This is a genomic window from Leptospira fletcheri, assembly GCF_004769195.1.
GTDB lineage: Bacteria > Spirochaetota > Leptospiria > Leptospirales > Leptospiraceae > Leptospira_B > Leptospira_B fletcheri.
In genome coordinates this window covers 30897-48205 of the sequence record NZ_RQET01000001.1, presented here as the reverse complement: position 1 = coordinate 48205, position 17309 = coordinate 30897, and the positions used below count along the sequence as shown (strand labels likewise).

General features: G+C 48.3%; 11 protein-coding genes. 6 read left to right on the top strand and 5 right to left on the bottom strand.

The features are described 5' to 3' along the window. The first annotated feature begins 47 nt into the window (after nt 1-47). Entirely contained in the window at nt 48-1817 is a 1770-nt protein-coding gene (locus tag EHO60_RS00185) for a patatin-like phospholipase family protein (protein ID WP_135766155.1), read from the top strand. On the opposite strand, the gene EHO60_RS00180 is transcribed toward EHO60_RS00185, so the two are convergent. From EHO60_RS00180 to EHO60_RS00160, 5 genes are all read right to left on the bottom strand, one after another. Then, on the bottom strand, nt 1811-2449 hold the full coding sequence (locus tag EHO60_RS00180; RefSeq protein ID WP_135766154.1) for a nucleoside phosphorylase-I family protein: 639 nt from the start codon (nt 2447-2449) through the stop codon (nt 1811-1813). The two genes, EHO60_RS00185 and EHO60_RS00180, sit on opposite strands and share 7 nt — an antisense overlap. Nucleotides 2450-2458: 9 nt before the next feature. Beyond that, complete coding sequence (locus tag EHO60_RS00175; RefSeq protein ID WP_135766153.1) at nt 2459-4387, bottom strand: AMP-dependent synthetase/ligase; 1929 nt, start codon at nt 4385-4387, stop codon at nt 2459-2461. Nucleotides 4388-4393: 6 nt separating this feature from the next. Continuing rightward, complete coding sequence (gene argC / locus EHO60_RS00170) at nt 4394-5413, bottom strand: N-acetyl-gamma-glutamyl-phosphate reductase (protein ID WP_135766152.1); 1020 nt, start codon at nt 5411-5413, stop codon at nt 4394-4396. A gap of 124 nt (nt 5414-5537) precedes the next feature. Next, nucleotides 5538-6629, bottom strand: coding sequence for a recombinase RecA (gene recA, locus EHO60_RS00165; RefSeq protein WP_135766151.1), 1092 nt, complete (start codon nt 6627-6629; stop codon nt 5538-5540). A gap of 261 nt (nt 6630-6890) precedes the next feature. Beyond that, nucleotides 6891-7742: a hypothetical protein gene (locus EHO60_RS00160; RefSeq protein ID WP_246028077.1), complete on the bottom strand. Its 852-nt coding sequence runs from the start codon at nt 7740-7742 to the stop codon at nt 6891-6893. 67 nt (nt 7743-7809) lie between these two features. On the opposite strand from EHO60_RS00160, the gene EHO60_RS00155 reads away from it, so the two are divergent. The 5 genes from EHO60_RS00155 to EHO60_RS00135 all read left to right on the top strand — a co-directional run bounded on the left by EHO60_RS00155 (nt 7810) and on the right by EHO60_RS00135 (nt 17296). After that, complete coding sequence (locus EHO60_RS00155; RefSeq protein ID WP_135766150.1) at nt 7810-8280, top strand: hypothetical protein; 471 nt, start codon at nt 7810-7812, stop codon at nt 8278-8280. Between the two features lie 8 nt (nt 8281-8288). Then, on the top strand, nt 8289-8702 hold the full coding sequence (locus tag EHO60_RS00150) for an HIT family protein (RefSeq protein ID WP_135766149.1): 414 nt from the start codon (nt 8289-8291) through the stop codon (nt 8700-8702). A 54-nt stretch (nt 8703-8756) separates the two neighbouring features. Next, on the top strand, nt 8757-10139 hold the full coding sequence (locus EHO60_RS00145) for a TldD/PmbA family protein (RefSeq protein WP_135766148.1): 1383 nt from the start codon (nt 8757-8759) through the stop codon (nt 10137-10139). Next, entirely contained in the window at nt 10139-11473 is a 1335-nt protein-coding gene (locus EHO60_RS00140) for a TldD/PmbA family protein (protein WP_135766147.1), read from the top strand. The genes EHO60_RS00145 and EHO60_RS00140 overlap by 1 nt, the downstream gene beginning before the upstream one ends. Before the next feature lie 96 nt (nt 11474-11569). Continuing rightward, complete coding sequence (locus EHO60_RS00135) at nt 11570-17296, top strand: Ig-like domain-containing alpha-2-macroglobulin family protein (RefSeq protein ID WP_135766146.1); 5727 nt, start codon at nt 11570-11572, stop codon at nt 17294-17296. Nucleotides 17297-17309 lie beyond the last annotated feature (13 nt).

Here is a 17309-nt window from a genome sequence, read left to right as displayed (position 1 = left end):
GAGATAGGCTTTACAAATCCGAAGGTGCCTATTAGGATTTGCCGGAAATGAACCGGTTCGTACCTCCCGAAGCCCTACAATTTCTTGCCTCCATTTCGTTATTTAAAAATCTCCCTCGCAAACTACTCGTGCAGATCTATAAGCACATCGAGGAACGGAATGTCTACAATCACGACGTAATCTATTATAAAGGAGAGATATCCAAGGAACTGTACCTGATCCGACACGGGGAAGTGATGGTCACCCTAGGAGAAACCGGCCAAACGGTTCGTTATTTGGGAGAAGGGGATATCTTTGCAGAAAACAGTGTTTTGACCAGATCCGTCCATTCGGGTTCGGCTCAGGCAGTTTTGGACACTCTTCTGTACGTTCTGGATGGGGAATACTTTCTCCGTTTGGCGGCAAAAGAGAAAATCCTCTCGCAGAATTTGATGAGATTGATGGGAATACGGATGCGGGAGGTGATGGAAGGTCCCACCAAACCGATTTCGACTTCCAGAAGATTGGTCTGTCATATTCCATTAGAGGAAATCGAAGATTTTAAACAGCATCTGGACCTGATCGTCGACGCAGGGAGAAAATCGCACGGAGGCAACGTAGCCTTGTTCAAGATGGATATTTTTAAGGAAAAATCCCTTTCGGAAATGATCCGTATGATATCCCAGCTTAGAAAGAAATCCCCGGTGCTTCATATCTATTTCAGGAATCACGGGCTGGTACCCGACTTGGACAAAGTCGTACAACAATGCGATCAGATCGTTTTTTGGGAGGATAATCCCGAACGGAACGTAAAAAGTAAAAACGAAATCCTGGATTATTGGCGTCCTAGGATCCGAAACTACGAAGGCAGGACTTCTAAGTTGGTGGTCTCGGAAAAGATTTCTCATACCGAGGGAAAGGATTCCAATCAAAGAATCTTCCATCGGGGGGAAACGTTTGCCAGGTATCTCGTTTCTAAAACCAGAGGATTGGCTTTGGGCGGGGGCGGAGCAAGAGCTCTCGCGCATGTGGGGCTTCTTAAAGTTCTGGAAAGGGAAAGGATCCAGTTCGATTACGTTTCCGGTTCTTCCTTCGGCGCAGTCATAGGCGCGTTGTACGCCAGAGGAGAAAGCGCAGATTCGATATACAAGATGATCGGAAAATTCTTCGGAGGGATCGATAAGCCTTTCGATCCGACGATTCCGCTCATATCTTTCTTTAAGGGAAAGAAAATGGTAAGAATGCTGAAGGATGCGTTCGGTTCCCAATTGATCGAGGACTTGAAGATTCCTTTCGCCACCTCCGCGGTGGATTTGCATAGCGGGCAGGAATACGTTATGGACCAAGGACCCATTTGGGAAGCGTTAGCCTCCGCAATGAGCCTGCCCGGAATGTTCCCTCCGGTGTTTAAGGGGGATCATTTGTTAATCGACGGAGGGGTCATCAACAACGTGCCGGAAAATCTGATACGTAAAAAGGGTGCCGATGTTATTTTATCGGCCAACGTATCCCCGCTCCGGGACGATGCAATCGTAAGATTACTGGAAGATAGAAAGGTGACTGGAAAATCCTTCTTCAAGAATCTTTTGGAAGACATATCTTATCCCCCTATTCTCAAAATCATGGCTCGAGCCATCACATTGGAAGGCCGGGAAATCACGAAACTCAGAAAGGAAAAGATGGATCTTTTCGTAAACATGCATTTGGAAGAGTTCGCCTTTACCGATTTCGGTCGCTATAAGGAGATCATTAAAAAGGGGGAGTTGGAAGCCGAAGCGGCGACCAAAGAGATTCGCGCGCTATTTTTTCCCTCCGAGCGTAAAAAGGAAAATCACTGAGGAAGAGAGGAGAGTAGACTTTCCTGTAAACGTTCGGAAAGTTTTCTCCAGGAACTCTTCCATTCTTCGCTTCCTTTCGGACCGACGCGATTCGTTAAAGAGAAGAGGGCCGCGAAAGGGATTTGGAAATCCTGAGCGACTTTTGCCAATCCGAAAACCTCCATATTTTCCAATCCGATCGATTCGGTCTTCAATCGTTCCAGGACTCGCGGACTCGGATCCTCGATGGTGACCGAACCGGTTCCGTTGGTCCCGGATTCGAAAAATTCCAGATTCGGAAGAGGAAATGAAAACGGGATACATTCCAATTTTAAGGAGAGAAATTCGGGGATGCGGATTTTTTTGTCCAAGTAGGCGATTTCGTAATTCGTAAAAGTTCTGGAAAAGCCTATTTTTCCCTCCCATTCCTTCCTGGGAATCCAAGGATAGACTCCCGCAGACCCGAGGAAAAGAATCGCCTTCGGGACCGGTTCCGGATTTCGTAATAAATACGATTGGAGTCGAAGAGCTGCGTTCAAATTTCCGACGCCTACTTCCAAGGTTTTCAAATCGGCGTGAACGGAGATCCTATCTATTTCTCCCGAAAAAGCTCCGCAAAAAAGAATGTCTTTCAGATTCCATTCGGGATTCATAAAATACAACTATTCATATAGACGGCGGATTAGATCGGAATATTTCTCTAATACGACTTTTCGTTTGACCTTCATGGTCTCCGTGAGCTCGTCTCCTTTCGTGAACGGTTTGTCAAGCACTGCTAAATTCGAAATCCGTTCGAAATTCTTAAAGCCGTTCCTTTCCGAAATGGTTTTCTTGATTAGATCTTTGTAAAATTGGATTACTTGCGGATCGGCTGCCAATTCGGAGTCGGAGGAAGGTAATTTTTTCCCGTCCTGCAAAAATCTCTCTCGTAATTTTTCGAAATCCGGTACGAGAAGCAACGTAAGGGACTTTCGGTCTTGGCCTGCTACCACTGCGAACTGGGAAAATCCGGTCTCTCCGATTTTTGATTCTATCGGTTCCGGTTCGACGTTTTCACCCGAGGAAAGCACGATAGTGTCCTTGGCTCTTCCTGCGAATCTCAGTTCCCCGGTTTTGGTCCAAACGAATAGATCTCCGGAATCGAACCATCCGTCCACGAGGGAGGTTCGATTTTTTTCTTCGTCCTTATAATATCCGGGCGTAACATGAGGTCCTTTGTGCCACACGATTCCCTTTGTCCCGGGTTCGGTTACGATTTTTCCCTGTTCGTCCACCAATTTGATATGGGCTCCGGGAAATACGGGACCGATGGCTCCCGTTTTGGGAATCGGAAACCTTCCCATCGCTCCCATTCCGGTGGTCTCCGTCATTCCGTAGGTTTCAATAATGGGAATTCCGATCGAGCGGAAAAAGAATTGGATCTTGGGAGGCATGGCGCCCGCACCGCAGAAAGCAAAGCGCAATTTCCCGCCTAAAGAATTCCGTACCGGTTCTAAAATTTTCTGGGCGAGTAGATTCGCAAGATAGCTCGGTCCGAAAAATAGTAGGGAAACGAATTTATCCTTCGCTTTTTCGTCGGAGGGTTCGTCTTCGCTGGCGCAATAATTTCCCGTGAGAGTGTCGTAGACGGAACTATAAAATTCCGCGATACGAACCGCTAAGCGAAAAACCGTGAATTTCCAAGAGGGGCCTTTTCTCGCGGTGTCCCAAATTTTCTTGTGGAGAGCCTCCCAAACTCTAGGGACCGAAACGAGCACGGTCGGACGCACGATCCCGAAATCCCGTTGTATGGTAGAGACTGCGGAACAAGCCATCGAGGCTCCCCAAGAGACGAGCGCAGTCTCTAAGATCCGTTCCGCAATATGCCACGGAGGTAAAAATACTACGGTGCGATCCTGGTACGTGACCGGAACGAATTGATGGAGTTGGTGCACGCTCCAGGTAAAGGACCTATGCCTTAAAACCACCCCTTTCGGAACACCCGTCGTTCCTGAGGTATAAATGATGGTCGCGTTGTCCTTATGAGTCAGGGCTTCTCCCGCTTGGCGCAAGATCTCGTCCCCTTTCTTGGCTAAAAACGCTTCGCCCGAAGAAAGCGCTTTGTCTAACGTAAGAATCTCTAATTTCGGAAACTTCGCTCTGATTTCCGCCAAGCCTTCGAAGGTGGATTCCTCTTCGATCAGAACCAATGCTTCCAGAGTAGAAAAGGATTCCGGTTTTGTCCGTAGTTTTTGTAGAACCGAATTCTTTTCCAGAAAGGCGATTTTGGCCTCGGTATGGCCAAGGATATAAGAAATGTCTTCCGGACTGGCATCAGTTCCCCGCGGAACGTCCACCCCGCCTGCGCAAACGATCCCGAGGGAACATAGGGACCACTCCGTTCTATTATCACAGACGAGTCCTACCTTATCTCCTCTTTTCAATCCTTTGGACAAAAGATAAGCGGAGAGTTTTCCCATGCTCAGGAACCAATCTCCGTAAGTGACCCCTAAGAAGGTACGTTGTTTTTCGTCCCAAATCCAGTGGAAAGGGCGATCCTGGTATTGGTGGCAAGAGTCCCTTACCAGATGATAAACGCTGAGTTTTTCCATTTCAAGTTACGGAAGCAGGCCTAGAGTTTCCTTTTCTCCCAGCATCAGATTGATATTCTGTAGAGCCTGCCCGGCAGCTCCTTTTACCAGGTTATCCAATGCCGATACGATGGTGATATTGGTTCCTCTTTTTCGTAAAGAAACATCCAGAAAATTCGTGTGAGCGATTTTTAGAAGATCGATTTCTTCCGGAGTTTCCCGGATTCTCAGAAATGGTTCTTCTTTCGCGTTCTTTTTCATCACCGAAAGAAGGTCCGTCGTCGAAGAAGAATCCTCCATCTCCAGGTAGACGGTGGATAAAATCCCGCGGTACAAAGGCAGCAAGTGGGGAACGAATAAGATTTCCGGGAAGGGGAGTCCGGATCCGGAAAAAGCGTATTCCTGAATTTCAGGTTCATGCTGGTGGGCTAAAATTTTATAGGCACGGAAATTTTCATGCACTCCCGTAAAGGAAAACCCGCCGTCCTCCACTCTACCTCCCGCACCACTGACTCCGGATTTGCAATCAGCTACGATTCTTGGACGTATCTTATGCCTGAGTTCCCCTAAAAGATACACTGCTAGAATCACGGAAGTGGAGTAGCAACCGGGATTGGAGACGAAATCGGCGCCTTTGATCTTCTCCCGGAAAATCTCCGGAATTCCAAAGACGACACGGTTCATCAACTCGAAGCTAGTATGGGAAAGTTTGTAGGTACTCTCGAAAGCCTGTTTGTCGTGCAGGCGGTATACTCCGGAAAGATCGATCAACTTGTGTCCTGCGTTCAGAAACTTAGGAGCCAATTGGAGAGAAGCATCGTTTGGAATCGCGAGAACCACCAGAGATCCTTTCGGAACCGGATCTTCATGTTTTTGAAACGTTAGGTCTTCGGGGAAGGGTAGGTCGGGAAACACTTCCGACAATTTCTTTCCGGAGAGTTTATCGCTAGTGAGATGGACTACTTTGTATTTAGGATGTCTGGATAAAAGGCCGAGTAGTTCTTTTCCGGTAAATCCGCCGGCTCCGATGATGCTGATTTCTGACATGTGTTTCTGTAGGAATGTTTCCTTGTAAGACAAGAATGGAAGAAGTCCATGGTATTGGAATAAAAAAACGCCGGATGGAAACCCACCCGGCGTCAATGGTTTCTAAAAAGAAAGCCAGTATGATTTATCCCGCAGCTCTTTGCCCGTCCTGTGCCTCAGTTTGAGGTGGGAGCGGTTTTCCCTCCGCGGAAAGGGGTGGGAGGCCGTTTAAATCCCTCACCATATTTTCGACTTGAAGAGCGATTTCGGGGTTCGACTTCAAGTATTCCTTGGCCGCTTCCTTCCCTTGCCCGATCTTTTCGGTATTGTACGAATACCAAGCTCCCGATTTACTAATGATGTCGTGTTTCACCCCTAAGTCAACGAGAGAACTTTCCCGACTAATCCCTGTGTTGTAGATTATGTCGAATTCAGCCTGACGAAACGGAGGAGCCATTTTGTTTTTCACTACTTTGACCCTTACTCGGTTTCCGGTGGCTTCCTCTTTTTCCTTCAGTGTCTCGATTTTTCGGATGTCTAGTCGGATCGAGCTGTAAAATTTCAAAGCGTTTCCTCCGGTCGTAGTTTCCGGGGAACCGAACATCACTCCGATCTTCATCCGAATTTGGTTAATGAAAACGACCACCGTTCTGGATTTAGAAATCGTTCCCGTAAGTTTTCGGAGAGCCTGAGACATAAGACGCGCTTGCAATCCCATATGTGCGTCTCCCATATCGCCTTCGATTTCCGCTTTGGGAACAAGGGCAGCAACGGAATCCACCACCACTATGTCAATGGCATTGCTCCGTACTAGAGATTCGCAAATCTCCAGGGCCTCCTCCCCGTTGTCCGGTTGGGAAACCAAAAGCTCTTCCAGATTCACTCCTAGCTTTTTGGCATAGGAGGGATCGAGTGCGTGCTCGGCATCTATAAAGGCGGCCACTCCGCCTCTCTTCTGCGCTTCTGCGATCGCGGAAAGAGTTAAAGTCGTTTTACCGGAAGATTCCGGTCCGTAAATTTCTACGATCCTGCCTAGCGGGTAGCCGCCTATTCCCAATGCGATATCCAAGTCCAACGAACCGGTGGGAATCACGGGAATGATATTCGTAGCGGATGCCGCACCGAGGCGCATGATGGACCCTTTGCCGAATTGCTTTTCGATTTGGGTCATGGCTTGGTCGATCGCAAGTTTCTTAGAATCGTCCAGGCCTTGCGCTTCTTCCTTTTGCTTCTTCATGGATTCTTTAGCTCCTTCTCTTGCCAAGAACGGTTCCTCTCTTCGTAAAATTCCTTGTACTTTTGAGGGCTTCCGTTGTTAAGAGTAGGATACTACTCCCGCCGGACAAATTCCAATCCGCTGCGGCAAAAAACTCGGTCTTTCCCTTAGGAAAAGGATGATTTTTTCTGAATCTTATGTCACCCAAAAAACAGGTAACAATCGGAAAAAAATCTACTTATTTGTATAGCAAATATACTTGCAGTGAAATGTAGGCGTTCTTTAGGGGGCAATTTCCGTGCTTTCGGAGCCGGAATCTTTTTGCCTATCTCTCAGAAATTGGGCTTGGGCCTTGTAGCTTCGCTTTCTTTGGTCTTTTAGGAATTCCCAAAAGCGTTTGAAGTATAGAAACGACAATAACGGAGCGAGAACGAGCAAAGCAATTTTGGAAAGGAATAATAGATAGTAAGGAAATAAGTTTTGTCCAGGAAAGTAGAAAAGGTAAATTCCGTTTTCGTGAAATAATTCCAGGGAGGAGGACTTCTTTTTTTTCTCCTGAAAATAGGCTCTCAGTTCTCGAATATCTCTGAATTTGGGAGAAGCGTTTTCAGCTTCCTTACATAAAATCAAAGCTCCCGCCTCGGTAAATGCATAAAAGGAGCCGATCAGTTTGAGGCTCTCCCATTTTTCCAAATTCGGATCGGTTCTATTTCGGAAGAAATAGCTTATTTTACCGTTTTTATAGGAAAAGCTTTGGAAGGATTCCGGAAAATCCGTCTCCTCCTTTAGTAGAGTGTCCTTGCCAAAGCCGGGAAGGTCGTAAGAAATCCCGCCTAGATCCGGAATTTCTTTTAAGTCTTCGGAAAGTCTTTTGGAGACTTCCGGCCTTAACGCTTTCGGGGAAGAAACCTCTGCGTCTATGCTTTCACGAATCGAGGTTTCCGTCTCCGTTTTCAAGTTTCGGTAAAAGTCGGACACAAGGTTTCGGACGATTTTTTTTTCCCGGAATACCGGGTGACCTGCCCACTCCATGGCGGACTCCCAAACCTCTTGGTCCTTAGGTTCGGAAGAAAGGACTGCGGTCGTTAAGAATAGAGAGAAAAGAAGAATAAGAGGACGGAAAACCTTTGACATTGAGACGATTTTTCCCGTATTACTTCAGAGAAGAATCGAAAATTCATGTCTGGAAAGCGGAAAATCCATGAGTTTGAAAGAACTGCATAAAATAGAGACTACGAGATCCTCCTGGAAAGATTTCGTCGAATATAGCATCCAGACCCCGTTTTACAGAGAAGCCAAGGAAAGGACCGGTTCCTTAGTGGAATCGATTCAGCTGACGTTATTTCATGATTATCTATCCACGTTTTCCCCGGAAGAGAGAAATCGATATTTGTCCGACGAACAGGAATTTGTCCGATCCGCCCGGAATTTCGTGAATATTTTGGAAGGGGCTAGGTATTCCCCGGAAGGATACAATTCCAGAGAACGTTCCTTGTTTTTCGGGATGATCAAAGGTTTGCTTCGGGAACAAATGGACGAAGAAAATCAGATCCAAGATATGGAAAGGTACCATTTTTACAGATGCATCATTCGTTTCTGTTCGAATCTGGATTATATCCATAGAGTGTACGAGAGATACAAGAATTATACCGCTCAGGGATCGGAGGTCTGATCCTGGAAATTCCTTCCGAAGCGCTCCGCTCCGAATGTCCGATTTGCATCGAGCATCGTTCCTCTTCTCCTTCCGGATTTTTATTTCAATCCGGCGATTTCCTGGTCCGGCATTGCGAACCTTCCAAGAAAATTCCGGGATACTTGTATCTAGAGCCGATCGCACATCGGGAAAGTTACTCCGAATGGTCGGAGAAGGAATTTTCCGAATTCGGAATCGCTTTGCAAAAGGCGTCCGAGTGGATTCTTTCCCGCTTTTCTCCGCCTAAGATTTATACGGTTCTCGTCTCCGAAAAAGTAGCACATATGCATTTTCATCTGATTCCCAGATACGGGGAAGCAAAAGGACCGGAGTATATCCGCCAAGCCTTGGAAGGGACGGCTCAGGCTCCGGAGGGAATTTCTTTTCCGAAAGGAAACTAGCGTTCGAGAAAAAGAGAGAGTGTCGTTCGTTAGAACGGGTCTAAGAAAGGAAACATGGAACCAAGAAAAGTAGAAACCCTGATCGAAGCCGGCAAAAATCGGAAGGCGGATTTCGTAGAAATCTACGAAGAAGAATCCAGAAATTCTTCCGTTGCCTTGCGAGACAAAAAAATAGAGCAATCTTTGGCCGCCACAGATTATGGGATCGGGATTCGTTTGATTTACGGAACGGACGTTTTGTATGCATATACCAGTAACGACGATACGGAACATCTCGTTTCCTTGATCCGCTTGCTTGCGGATTCCAGAGGGGAGGCGACCGTGAACGGTGGCAAATTCACTCTCCCTTCTATCGGGCAACATCCCGTGTTTGCTGCCGGCTTGAAAGACCCTCGATCCGTTTCTCCGGCCAAAAAATTGGAACTGTTACAGGCTGCGGATTCCTCCGCGAGACAATTGTCTTCTAAGGTAGTCCAGGTGGGAGCGAGCGCTTCCGATATCGTCACGAACGTTCTGATTGCAAATTCGGAAGGTCTTTGGGTGGAGGATCTGCGTGTTCGAAGCAGATTTTCCTTATCCGTCACTGCGGAAAAAGACGGAGAAAGATTCGTAGCTACGGAATCTCCGGGAGCCTTGCAGGGTTTCGAATTCTTCGAAGGATTGAGAGTTGCTGAGCTCGCTAAAAATGCCGCGGAACGTGCCTTGTTCATGTTGGATGCAGGATACATCGAAGGGAAAAAAATGCCGGTAATTATGGGCAACGGATTCGGAGGAGTGATCTTTCATGAAGCTTGCGGGCATCCTCTGGAAACGGAAGCGATCCGGAAGAACTCTTCCCCCTTTGTAGGGAAATTAGGGGAAAGGATCGCACAATCCTGCCTTACCGCTTACGACGACGGCACTTTGGAAGATTTTTACGGTTCCATCAAAGTGGACGACGAAGGGATGCCCTCCCAAAAAACCCTTTTGATCGAAAACGGGATTCTTAAAGCCTATCTTTCGGACCGGATAGGTTCTGCGGAGACAGGGGTTCCGCGTACAGGGAGCGGGAGAAGGGAATCCTACCAGTATGCTCCGGTTTCCCGGATGAGAAACACGTTTATCGCGGCAGGACAAGACTCCTTGGACGGTATGTTCGGCTCGGTGGATTACGGATTGTATGCCAAGAGAATGGGAGGAGGTTCCGTAAATCCTGCGACAGGAGAGTTTAATTTTGCAGTGGAAGAAGGCTACGTAATTCGAAACGGAAAACTGGCGGAACCAGTAAGAGGCGCCACCTTGATCGGTAAGGGACATGAAATTCTTCCTAAGATTTCCATGATCGGAAAAGATCTGGAATTGGCCGCGGGAACTTGCGGCGCTTCGTCCGGATCCATTCCCGTAACCGTAGGACAGCCTTCCCTGAAGGTGGACGAGATCCTGGTCGGAGGTCGCTGATGAATCTAGAGCAAGCAGCGGACTACGTCCTTCGCGAGGGAAAGAAGCTCGGACTAGAAGAATTCGATTTGATCGCCACCGATTCCGAAGATACCGGTATCGAAGTGTTCCAAGGGAGGATCGCAAATACGGAAACTTCCCGTTCGAGAGGAGTGGGAATTCGAGTACTGAAAAATTCGAAGCCCGGTTATTCCTATAGCGAGCGGTTTAGCGAAGAAGCCTTGTCTCGGATGATCTCCGATGCGACGGACCAGACGGAAATCACGGATCGTCTGGAGCTGGATTTGCCGGAACCGAATCGGATCGCAGAGATCGACTTAAAGCATTTCGAAAGGAATCTAGAACATCTGGATTTTACCTGGATGCGGAATTTCGGACAGGCGTTAGACGAAGCTTCGTGGAAGGAGGATGCGAGAATCGAGAACGTTCCTCATGTAGGAGTGGGAAAAAGTCGTTCCGAAAGTCTGATCGCGAATTCGAAAGGAATCTTCCTGAAAAAGGAATCCAATCTAGTGTATGCGGGAACCGGAATCGTCGCGTCCGAAAAAGACAGTAAGAAAATGGGCAGCTTTTATCGTTCCGGACGGGACCTGTCCAAATTCTCTCCCGAGGAGATCGCGAAAGAGGCCGCTTCCCGTGCGGTGGAATTATTAGGCGCCAGACCGATCGAAAGCGGGGTGATTTCCGTTGTGCTTTCCCATCGGATCAGTCCTCAGATTTTCGGGATGTTCTCTTCTCCCTTTTTTGCGGATGCCGTGCAGAAAGGACAATCTAGATTGGTCGGTAAGAAAGGAGAGAAGATCGCTTCGTCCTTGTTGAACATACGTTGCGAACCTCACATACCCGATTTTCCCGGCTCTAGGCTGCTAGACGCGGAGGGGGTTCCCACTTCTCCTAGAAGTGTCGTGGAAAACGGAATCTTAAACGCGTTTCTATACAATTTGGAGTCCGCTAAAAAGGACGGAGTTTCTCCTAGTGGGAACGGGGTTCGCTCCTATTCCGGAAGAGCGGGCACTTCCTTTTCCAACCTGATTGTTCCTTTCGGCAAGAACACTCGGCAAGAACTTTTATCCTCCGTTCCACGCTGTATCTTGATCACGAAGTTGGAAGGGGGAGCGGGATGTAGCGCCGTTTCGGGAGAAATTTCCATCGGGATCCAAGGGGTTTATTACGAGAACGGAAAGCCGCAATTTCCGGTGGATCGGATGACGATGAACACCAATTTCTTCGATTTGATCCAAAGGATCGAAGGGATCTCCGACCAGTATGCCGACAGTTATTCTTCCATCAAGGTACCCGATATTCTGATCAGAGAAGTGAACATTGCCGGCTAAGTACGAAGGATCGGAAGAAGCGAAACATTCCTAGTCGTGGGAAATTCCGGAATTTAGAGCCAAGAAAACTGGTTGCCTCTAGTTCGGGCAAGAGAGATGAAAGTCCTCACCATTCGATGGGGGCCTCGCGTGCAATTTCCTGCTCGGTTCGTTTCTTTCTTCTATTTTCTTTGCTTCTTTCTTCTATTTTCCGGTCCTGTTTTCTCCCAATCGGGTAGGATCGCATTTACGTTTTCCCCCCAAGGAGAGATCAAAAAGGTCGGCCAAGTTCTGGCGATCTTTCGGGAACCGATCGTCGCTTTGGGAGATCCGAAGCGAAAGGTTTCTCCGTTTAAAATAGAATGTCCGATTTCCGGAGAGGAACGTTGGATCACCGAAACGGATTGGGCCTACGAATTCCCGGAACCTCTTCCGGGAGGAGTCGTTTGTAAATTCACCACGCAAGCAATCCAATCGCTGGCCGGAAACAAATTGGAACCGGGAAAGACATTCACGTTCCATACCGGAGGTCCCGGAGTTCGATCTTCTCAACCGTACCAAGGAGGAACGATTGCCGAAGACCAAGCCTTCCTCCTAGAGTTCGATACCGAACCGAAGCTCGGAGATCTGAACACCAAAATCTATTTTTCCGTAGAGGGCTTGGAGAACCGCATTCCGATTCGGATCGTCCAGGGAAAAGAGAGAGAGGAACTCATCAAGGCCAGCGGATTTTACGGATCCTCAAAGAATGCGATCGTTCTGGCGGCGAGACAGGTGTTTCCCTCGGGAAAGACGGTCCGTATCGTAATCGAAAAAGGATTTCGGTCCGCGTCCGGCGTAGCGGCTTCCAGCGATTGGGTGATCGACTACCAGGTGCGTCCTTCCTTTACTGCGGGATTTACCTGCGAGAGGACGAATGCGAAATCCGGCTGCGTTCCGGTTTCCCCGATTTACGCGACCTTTTCCTCCGCGATTCGTTCCGCCTGGAGGAATCAGATTTTTCTGAAAACTTCCGACGGTAAAACCATCCCCGCAAAAAAATCCCAACCGGATGAGGAACGGGAGATTTACAATGTGGAGTTCGCGCCTCCCTTACCCGCGAGCACGGAACTCCAACTCGTTTTGCCGAAAGGAATCACGGACGATGCCGGTCGTCCGCTCGGGAACTCCGCTTCTTTTCCGCTTTCCTTTAAAACCGACGATTATCCTCCTCTCGCCAAATTCGCCGGAGATTTCGGAATCATAGAAAGATTTCCGGAGGCCTTGCTTCCCGTTACCGTTCGAAATATAGAAGCCCCCGTTCCGAGCAAACATCTCAATCCTCTGGAACCGAGCGGCGCCGGGGAACTGATACTGGAACAATGGGCTTCTCTCAAGGATTCCGGTAAGGAATTTCTAGGAAGTTCGACGGACGGCAAAAAATCTACGGACCAAGGCTCCTCTTCCGGTAAATCCGTCCCGGCGAAATCTTTGGTCCTCGGAGCGAACCAAATTCGAGATTTATTATATTGGCTGAGGAGAACTTCCAACGCCGGCGCCGACGAATCCGTGTTCCGAACGGACAACGGATCTGTTCCGACCAACAAATTTCGGATTCCGAGCGCTTCCGGCGAAAAACGATTCGAAGTCGTGGGAATTCCTTTGAAACGGAACGGTTTGCACATAGTGGAGATCGAAAGTGCGATTTTAGGAAAGGCATTGCTTCCCGATCAAACTCCTATGTTCGTTCGGACCGCCGCTCTGGTCACTAATCTCTCTCTTCATTTTAAATGGGGAAAAGAAAATTCCCTGCTTTGGCTGACTACTCTGGACAAGGGGCAACCTGTACAGGACGCGGAGATCTTCGTCTATGACTGCGGGGGAAATCAGGTTTGGACAGGAAAGACGGGAAACCAAGGTTTGGTGATCACCGATCGAATTCCGGCGAATGCCGGATATTGTCAGAATGAGAGCAGATTCAATAGCGGATATTTTCTCGTGGCAAAGAAGGGCGACGATTTTACTCTTCTTCATTCTTCTTGGCAGGACGGAATCGAGCCTTGGAGATTCAAACTTCTCCAAAATTATTCCGACGGTTCTTTTCGGTACGCTACCATCATGGACCGTACTCTGTTTCGGGAGGGAGAAACGGTTCGGATGAACCACATCCTTCGGGTTGCGAGCGGCTCCGGATTCCGTTATCCGGAGGCTTCGGAACTTCCCAAATCCGCGCTTGTGGTCCATAATTCCACGGACCAAAGTTATTCCATCAATTTGAATTGGTCCAAAACGTTTTCGGCAGAAAGTCAGTTCACCATTCCGAAGGAAGCGGTACTCGGAGAATATTCCGTGTATTTCCTGCTCCCGAACGGATCCAGAGTATTTTCCGGTTCCTTTACTTCGGCACAATTTCGTCTTCCGCTTTTAAAGGCAGAACTGCAGGCGGACTCTTCCCAATTCGTTCGGCCTAAGGAACTTTCCGTTAGCGGACAGGTCACGTATCTCTCGGGAGGAACGGCCTCTAGACTTCCCGTTTCTCTTCGCTCTTCCATACGACATGCGGGCGGGATGCAATTCCCTTCTTATCCGAATTTGGAATTCGGCAACGGAAAATCGGAAAGCTCCTTGGGCCGTTATGAATATTCCGAGGAAGCGGAAGACACCGCAACCTCCGGAAAAAAACAGGATGTTCGCACAGTACAATCCCAAACGGATGATCACGGATTTCTTTCCGAAAAAATTCCCGTAGGAAAAAACATAGATAGCGTGCATTCTCTCGATTTGGAGTTGGAATGGAAGGATCCGAACGGAGAGATCCAGACGGTAGCACGAAATTTCAAACTTCTACCTTCCAAGTATTTAGTCGCAATCCGCGCCGAAAATTGGGTGGCCGTAAAAAATCAGGTGAAGTCCAAGGTTTACGTTTTGGATTCCCAAGGCAATCCGGTGTCTGGGAAGAAGGTGGTGGTCAAGGGAATCTCCGCCAGATACGTCTCCCACAGAAAACGTCTCGTAGGGGGATTTTATTCCTATAAGCATCGCCTGGAAAGAAAGGAAATCGGAGAAGTCTGTTCCGGAAGCACGAATGCCCAAGGCCTTTTGGATTGCCAAGGATCCGTTACGAGGGTCGGCGAACTTTATTTGGAAGCGAAGGTAGACGAAGAGGATTCCTATGCCCACACTTCGGTTTGGGTCGTGGGAGAAAAGGACCTTTGGTTCGGATCCACTGACGGAGACAGGATGGACCTGATTCCGGAACGTAAGAAATACGAGCCGGGGGAAACGGCTAAGTTCCAGGTGCGGATGCCTTTCCAGACCGCGACCGCTCTCGTAACCGTAGAGAGAGAAGGAATACTCACGTCCTTCGTGCAGACTCTCAGCGGCACCAATCCTAGTGTGGAAATTCCCGTTTTACGCAATTATGGACCGAACGTATTCGTTTCCGTATTAGCGATCCGAGGTAGGGTGGCTTCTCCCAAACCTAGCGCTTTGGTGGATCTTGCAAAGCCGTCTTATCGGTTAGGAATGGCGGAAATCCAAGTAGGATGGAAACCTTTCGAGCTAGAATTGAAAGTACTTTCGGAAAGAGAAGAATATAGGCCGAGGGAAAAGGCGAAGGTGAAGGTGATTCTATCCGAAAAGGACAGGGAAAAGTGGAAGGATACCAAGATTACCTTGGCAGCAGTGGATGAAAGTCTTTTGGAGCTGAAACCGAATCTTTCCTGGAACCTTTTGTCTACCATGATGTCTGCCAGAGGCATAGATGTGCGCACTTCTACGGCTCAAACCTTTCTGGTAGGAAGGAGACATTTCGGCCTCAAAAGTCTTCCTGTGGGCGGCGGGGGCGGAAAGTCCTCTACTCGCGAGTTGTTCGATACTCTCGTATTCTGGAAGGCGGATGCGACGCCGAATTCTCAAGGAGAATTGGAGTTCGAAGTACCGCTAAACGATTCTCTTACCGCTTTTAAAATCGTGGCAGTCGCTTCTTCCGGTACGGATAAATTCGGAAGCGCTTCGACTTCGGTGCGCACCTCCCAAGAGGTCCTGTCTTATGCCGCAGTATCACCGTTCGTACGAGAAGGAGACAAGACTCGGCCGGGGCTTTCCCTCAAAAACAGCTCGTCCAAAACGGTGCAAGTCCAGGTTTCCATCAATACGATTCCGAAATCCGACCTTCCTGCAAAGACGGTTTCTCTGGGACCGAACGCTTCCAACACCGTATCTTGGGACATGGAAATTCCGAAAGGTGTCCGGGAAATTTCCTACGAATTTTCCACGGTATCTTCCTCCTTTTCCGATTCCCTAAAGGTAAAACAAAAAGTGGAGTCGGCCGTTCCTTTGACCGTTTTGCAGGCGAATTTTTACCAATTGAATCCTTCCGTTACCGTTCCTTTGGAGGAGCCGAAAGAGGCGGAACCGAATCGGAGCAAAGTGGAACTCTCTTTTCAGTCTAGTATGGCGGCGGCTCCTATCTCCGGGATTGAAGCCTATATGGAAAGATATCCTTACACTTGTCTGGAACAAAAAGTTTCCAAAGCGGTGAGTCTGGGGGAATTCGATTCCTGGAAGGAAACGATGCGCCTTCTGCCGAAATACATGGATTCGGACGGACTTCTGAAATTTTTTCCGGGATCGTCCGGTTGGGGGAACGTTTCCCTGACCTCCTATGTTCTGATTCTTTCCTCGGAGTCGGGCTGGGAAATTCCGGAAACTTCAAGGCAAGCGATGCTAGGGGCTCTCCATCGGTTCGTAGACGGTACTCTGAGCCGTCCTTCTCAAATTTCTTCGAGCGACACTCTTTTGCGTAAGATTGCCGCGTTAGAGTCCATCTCTTTGTTTACCGCTCCGGAAGCATCGAGGATCCGGTCTTTGGAAACGGATCCAAATCGGCTTCCCACCGAAACGTTGGTGTCCTTGCGAAACCTGTATAGGAATGTGAATTGGGACTTCGCTAAACGAAATAAGTTGGATCAGGTTTTGAGATCCCGGTTAAGGGTTCAAGGAAGTTCCTACGAATTGGCGTCGGACGATCCTCAACTTTGGTGGCTTTTATCCTCCCGAGATGGCGTTCAAATCCGACTACTTTCTTCCGTTCTGAAAGAAGAAGGATGGAAGGCGGACATGCCGAAGCTATTGCGCGGAATATTAAATCAAATGAAATTAGGACATTTTGATATTACTCCCGCAAACGCGCTTGGAGTTCTTTTATTGAAAAAATATCGGAATCTGTACGAATCCGGTTCCGTCGCCGGAAAAGTCAAGGCGACTCTCGGATCGGCGGAAAAGAGCATGGATTGGAAGGAAAAGGAAGGAGCGATCTCCTTTTCCTTACCGGAAGGCAGATCCGAATTGAAGATCGATCAAGAAGGAGGGGGAAGTCCTTACGCATATGTGAAAACCTCATCGGCCTTGCCTTTGACTTCGCCCATTCATAGCGGTTTACGGGTGGAAAAAGAGGTCTTGGACGAAAACGGAAAGCCGAAGAATTCGTTTCGGGAAGGGGATGTGGTGAGAGTCCGCCTGAAATTAAAATCCGAATTCTCCATCTCATGGTTGGCGATCCGCGATCCCATTCCTGCCGGATCTACGATCTTGGGTTCCGGTCTCGGAAGGGATTCCGCAATGTTGTCCCAAGAGGTGAAATCGAATCGTTGGGATGGTCCTTCTTTCGTAGAACGGAAATTCGAAGGTTTGGTCGCTTATTACGAAATATTTTATCCGGGGGAAAGCGTTTATGAATATTCGTATCGAATCAATTCACCCGGAACGTTCCGATTGCCTCCCACCAGAGTGGAAGCGATGTACCAACCTGAAATTTTTTCCACCGTCCCGAATCCTAATGTTTCGGTCGTGCCTCTTCCCTAATATCGTTTGAAGT

Bases quoted from the DNA above. Each gene is read 5' to 3' on its own strand.
- EHO60_RS00185 (WP_135766155.1), top strand. From the start codon at position 48: ATGAACCGGTTCGTACCTCCCGAAGCCCTACAATTTCTTGCCTCCATT.
- EHO60_RS00180 (WP_135766154.1), bottom strand. From the start codon at position 2,449: ATGAATCCCGAATGGAATCTGAAAGACATTCTTTTTTGCGGAGCTTTT.
- EHO60_RS00175 (WP_135766153.1), bottom strand. From the start codon at position 4,387: ATGGAAAAACTCAGCGTTTATCATCTGGTAAGGGACTCTTGCCACCAA.
- argC (WP_135766152.1), bottom strand. From the start codon at position 5,413: ATGTCAGAAATCAGCATCATCGGAGCCGGCGGATTTACCGGAAAAGAA.
- recA (WP_135766151.1), bottom strand. From the start codon at position 6,629: ATGAAGAAGCAAAAGGAAGAAGCGCAAGGCCTGGACGATTCTAAGAAA.
- EHO60_RS00160 (WP_246028077.1), bottom strand. From the start codon at position 7,742: ATGTCAAAGGTTTTCCGTCCTCTTATTCTTCTTTTCTCTCTATTCTTA.
- EHO60_RS00155 (WP_135766150.1), top strand. From the start codon at position 7,810: ATGAGTTTGAAAGAACTGCATAAAATAGAGACTACGAGATCCTCCTGG.
- EHO60_RS00145 (WP_135766148.1), top strand. From the start codon at position 8,757: ATGGAACCAAGAAAAGTAGAAACCCTGATCGAAGCCGGCAAAAATCGG.
- EHO60_RS00140 (WP_135766147.1), top strand. From the start codon at position 10,139: ATGAATCTAGAGCAAGCAGCGGACTACGTCCTTCGCGAGGGAAAGAAG.
- EHO60_RS00135 (WP_135766146.1), top strand. From the start codon at position 11,570: ATGAAAGTCCTCACCATTCGATGGGGGCCTCGCGTGCAATTTCCTGCT.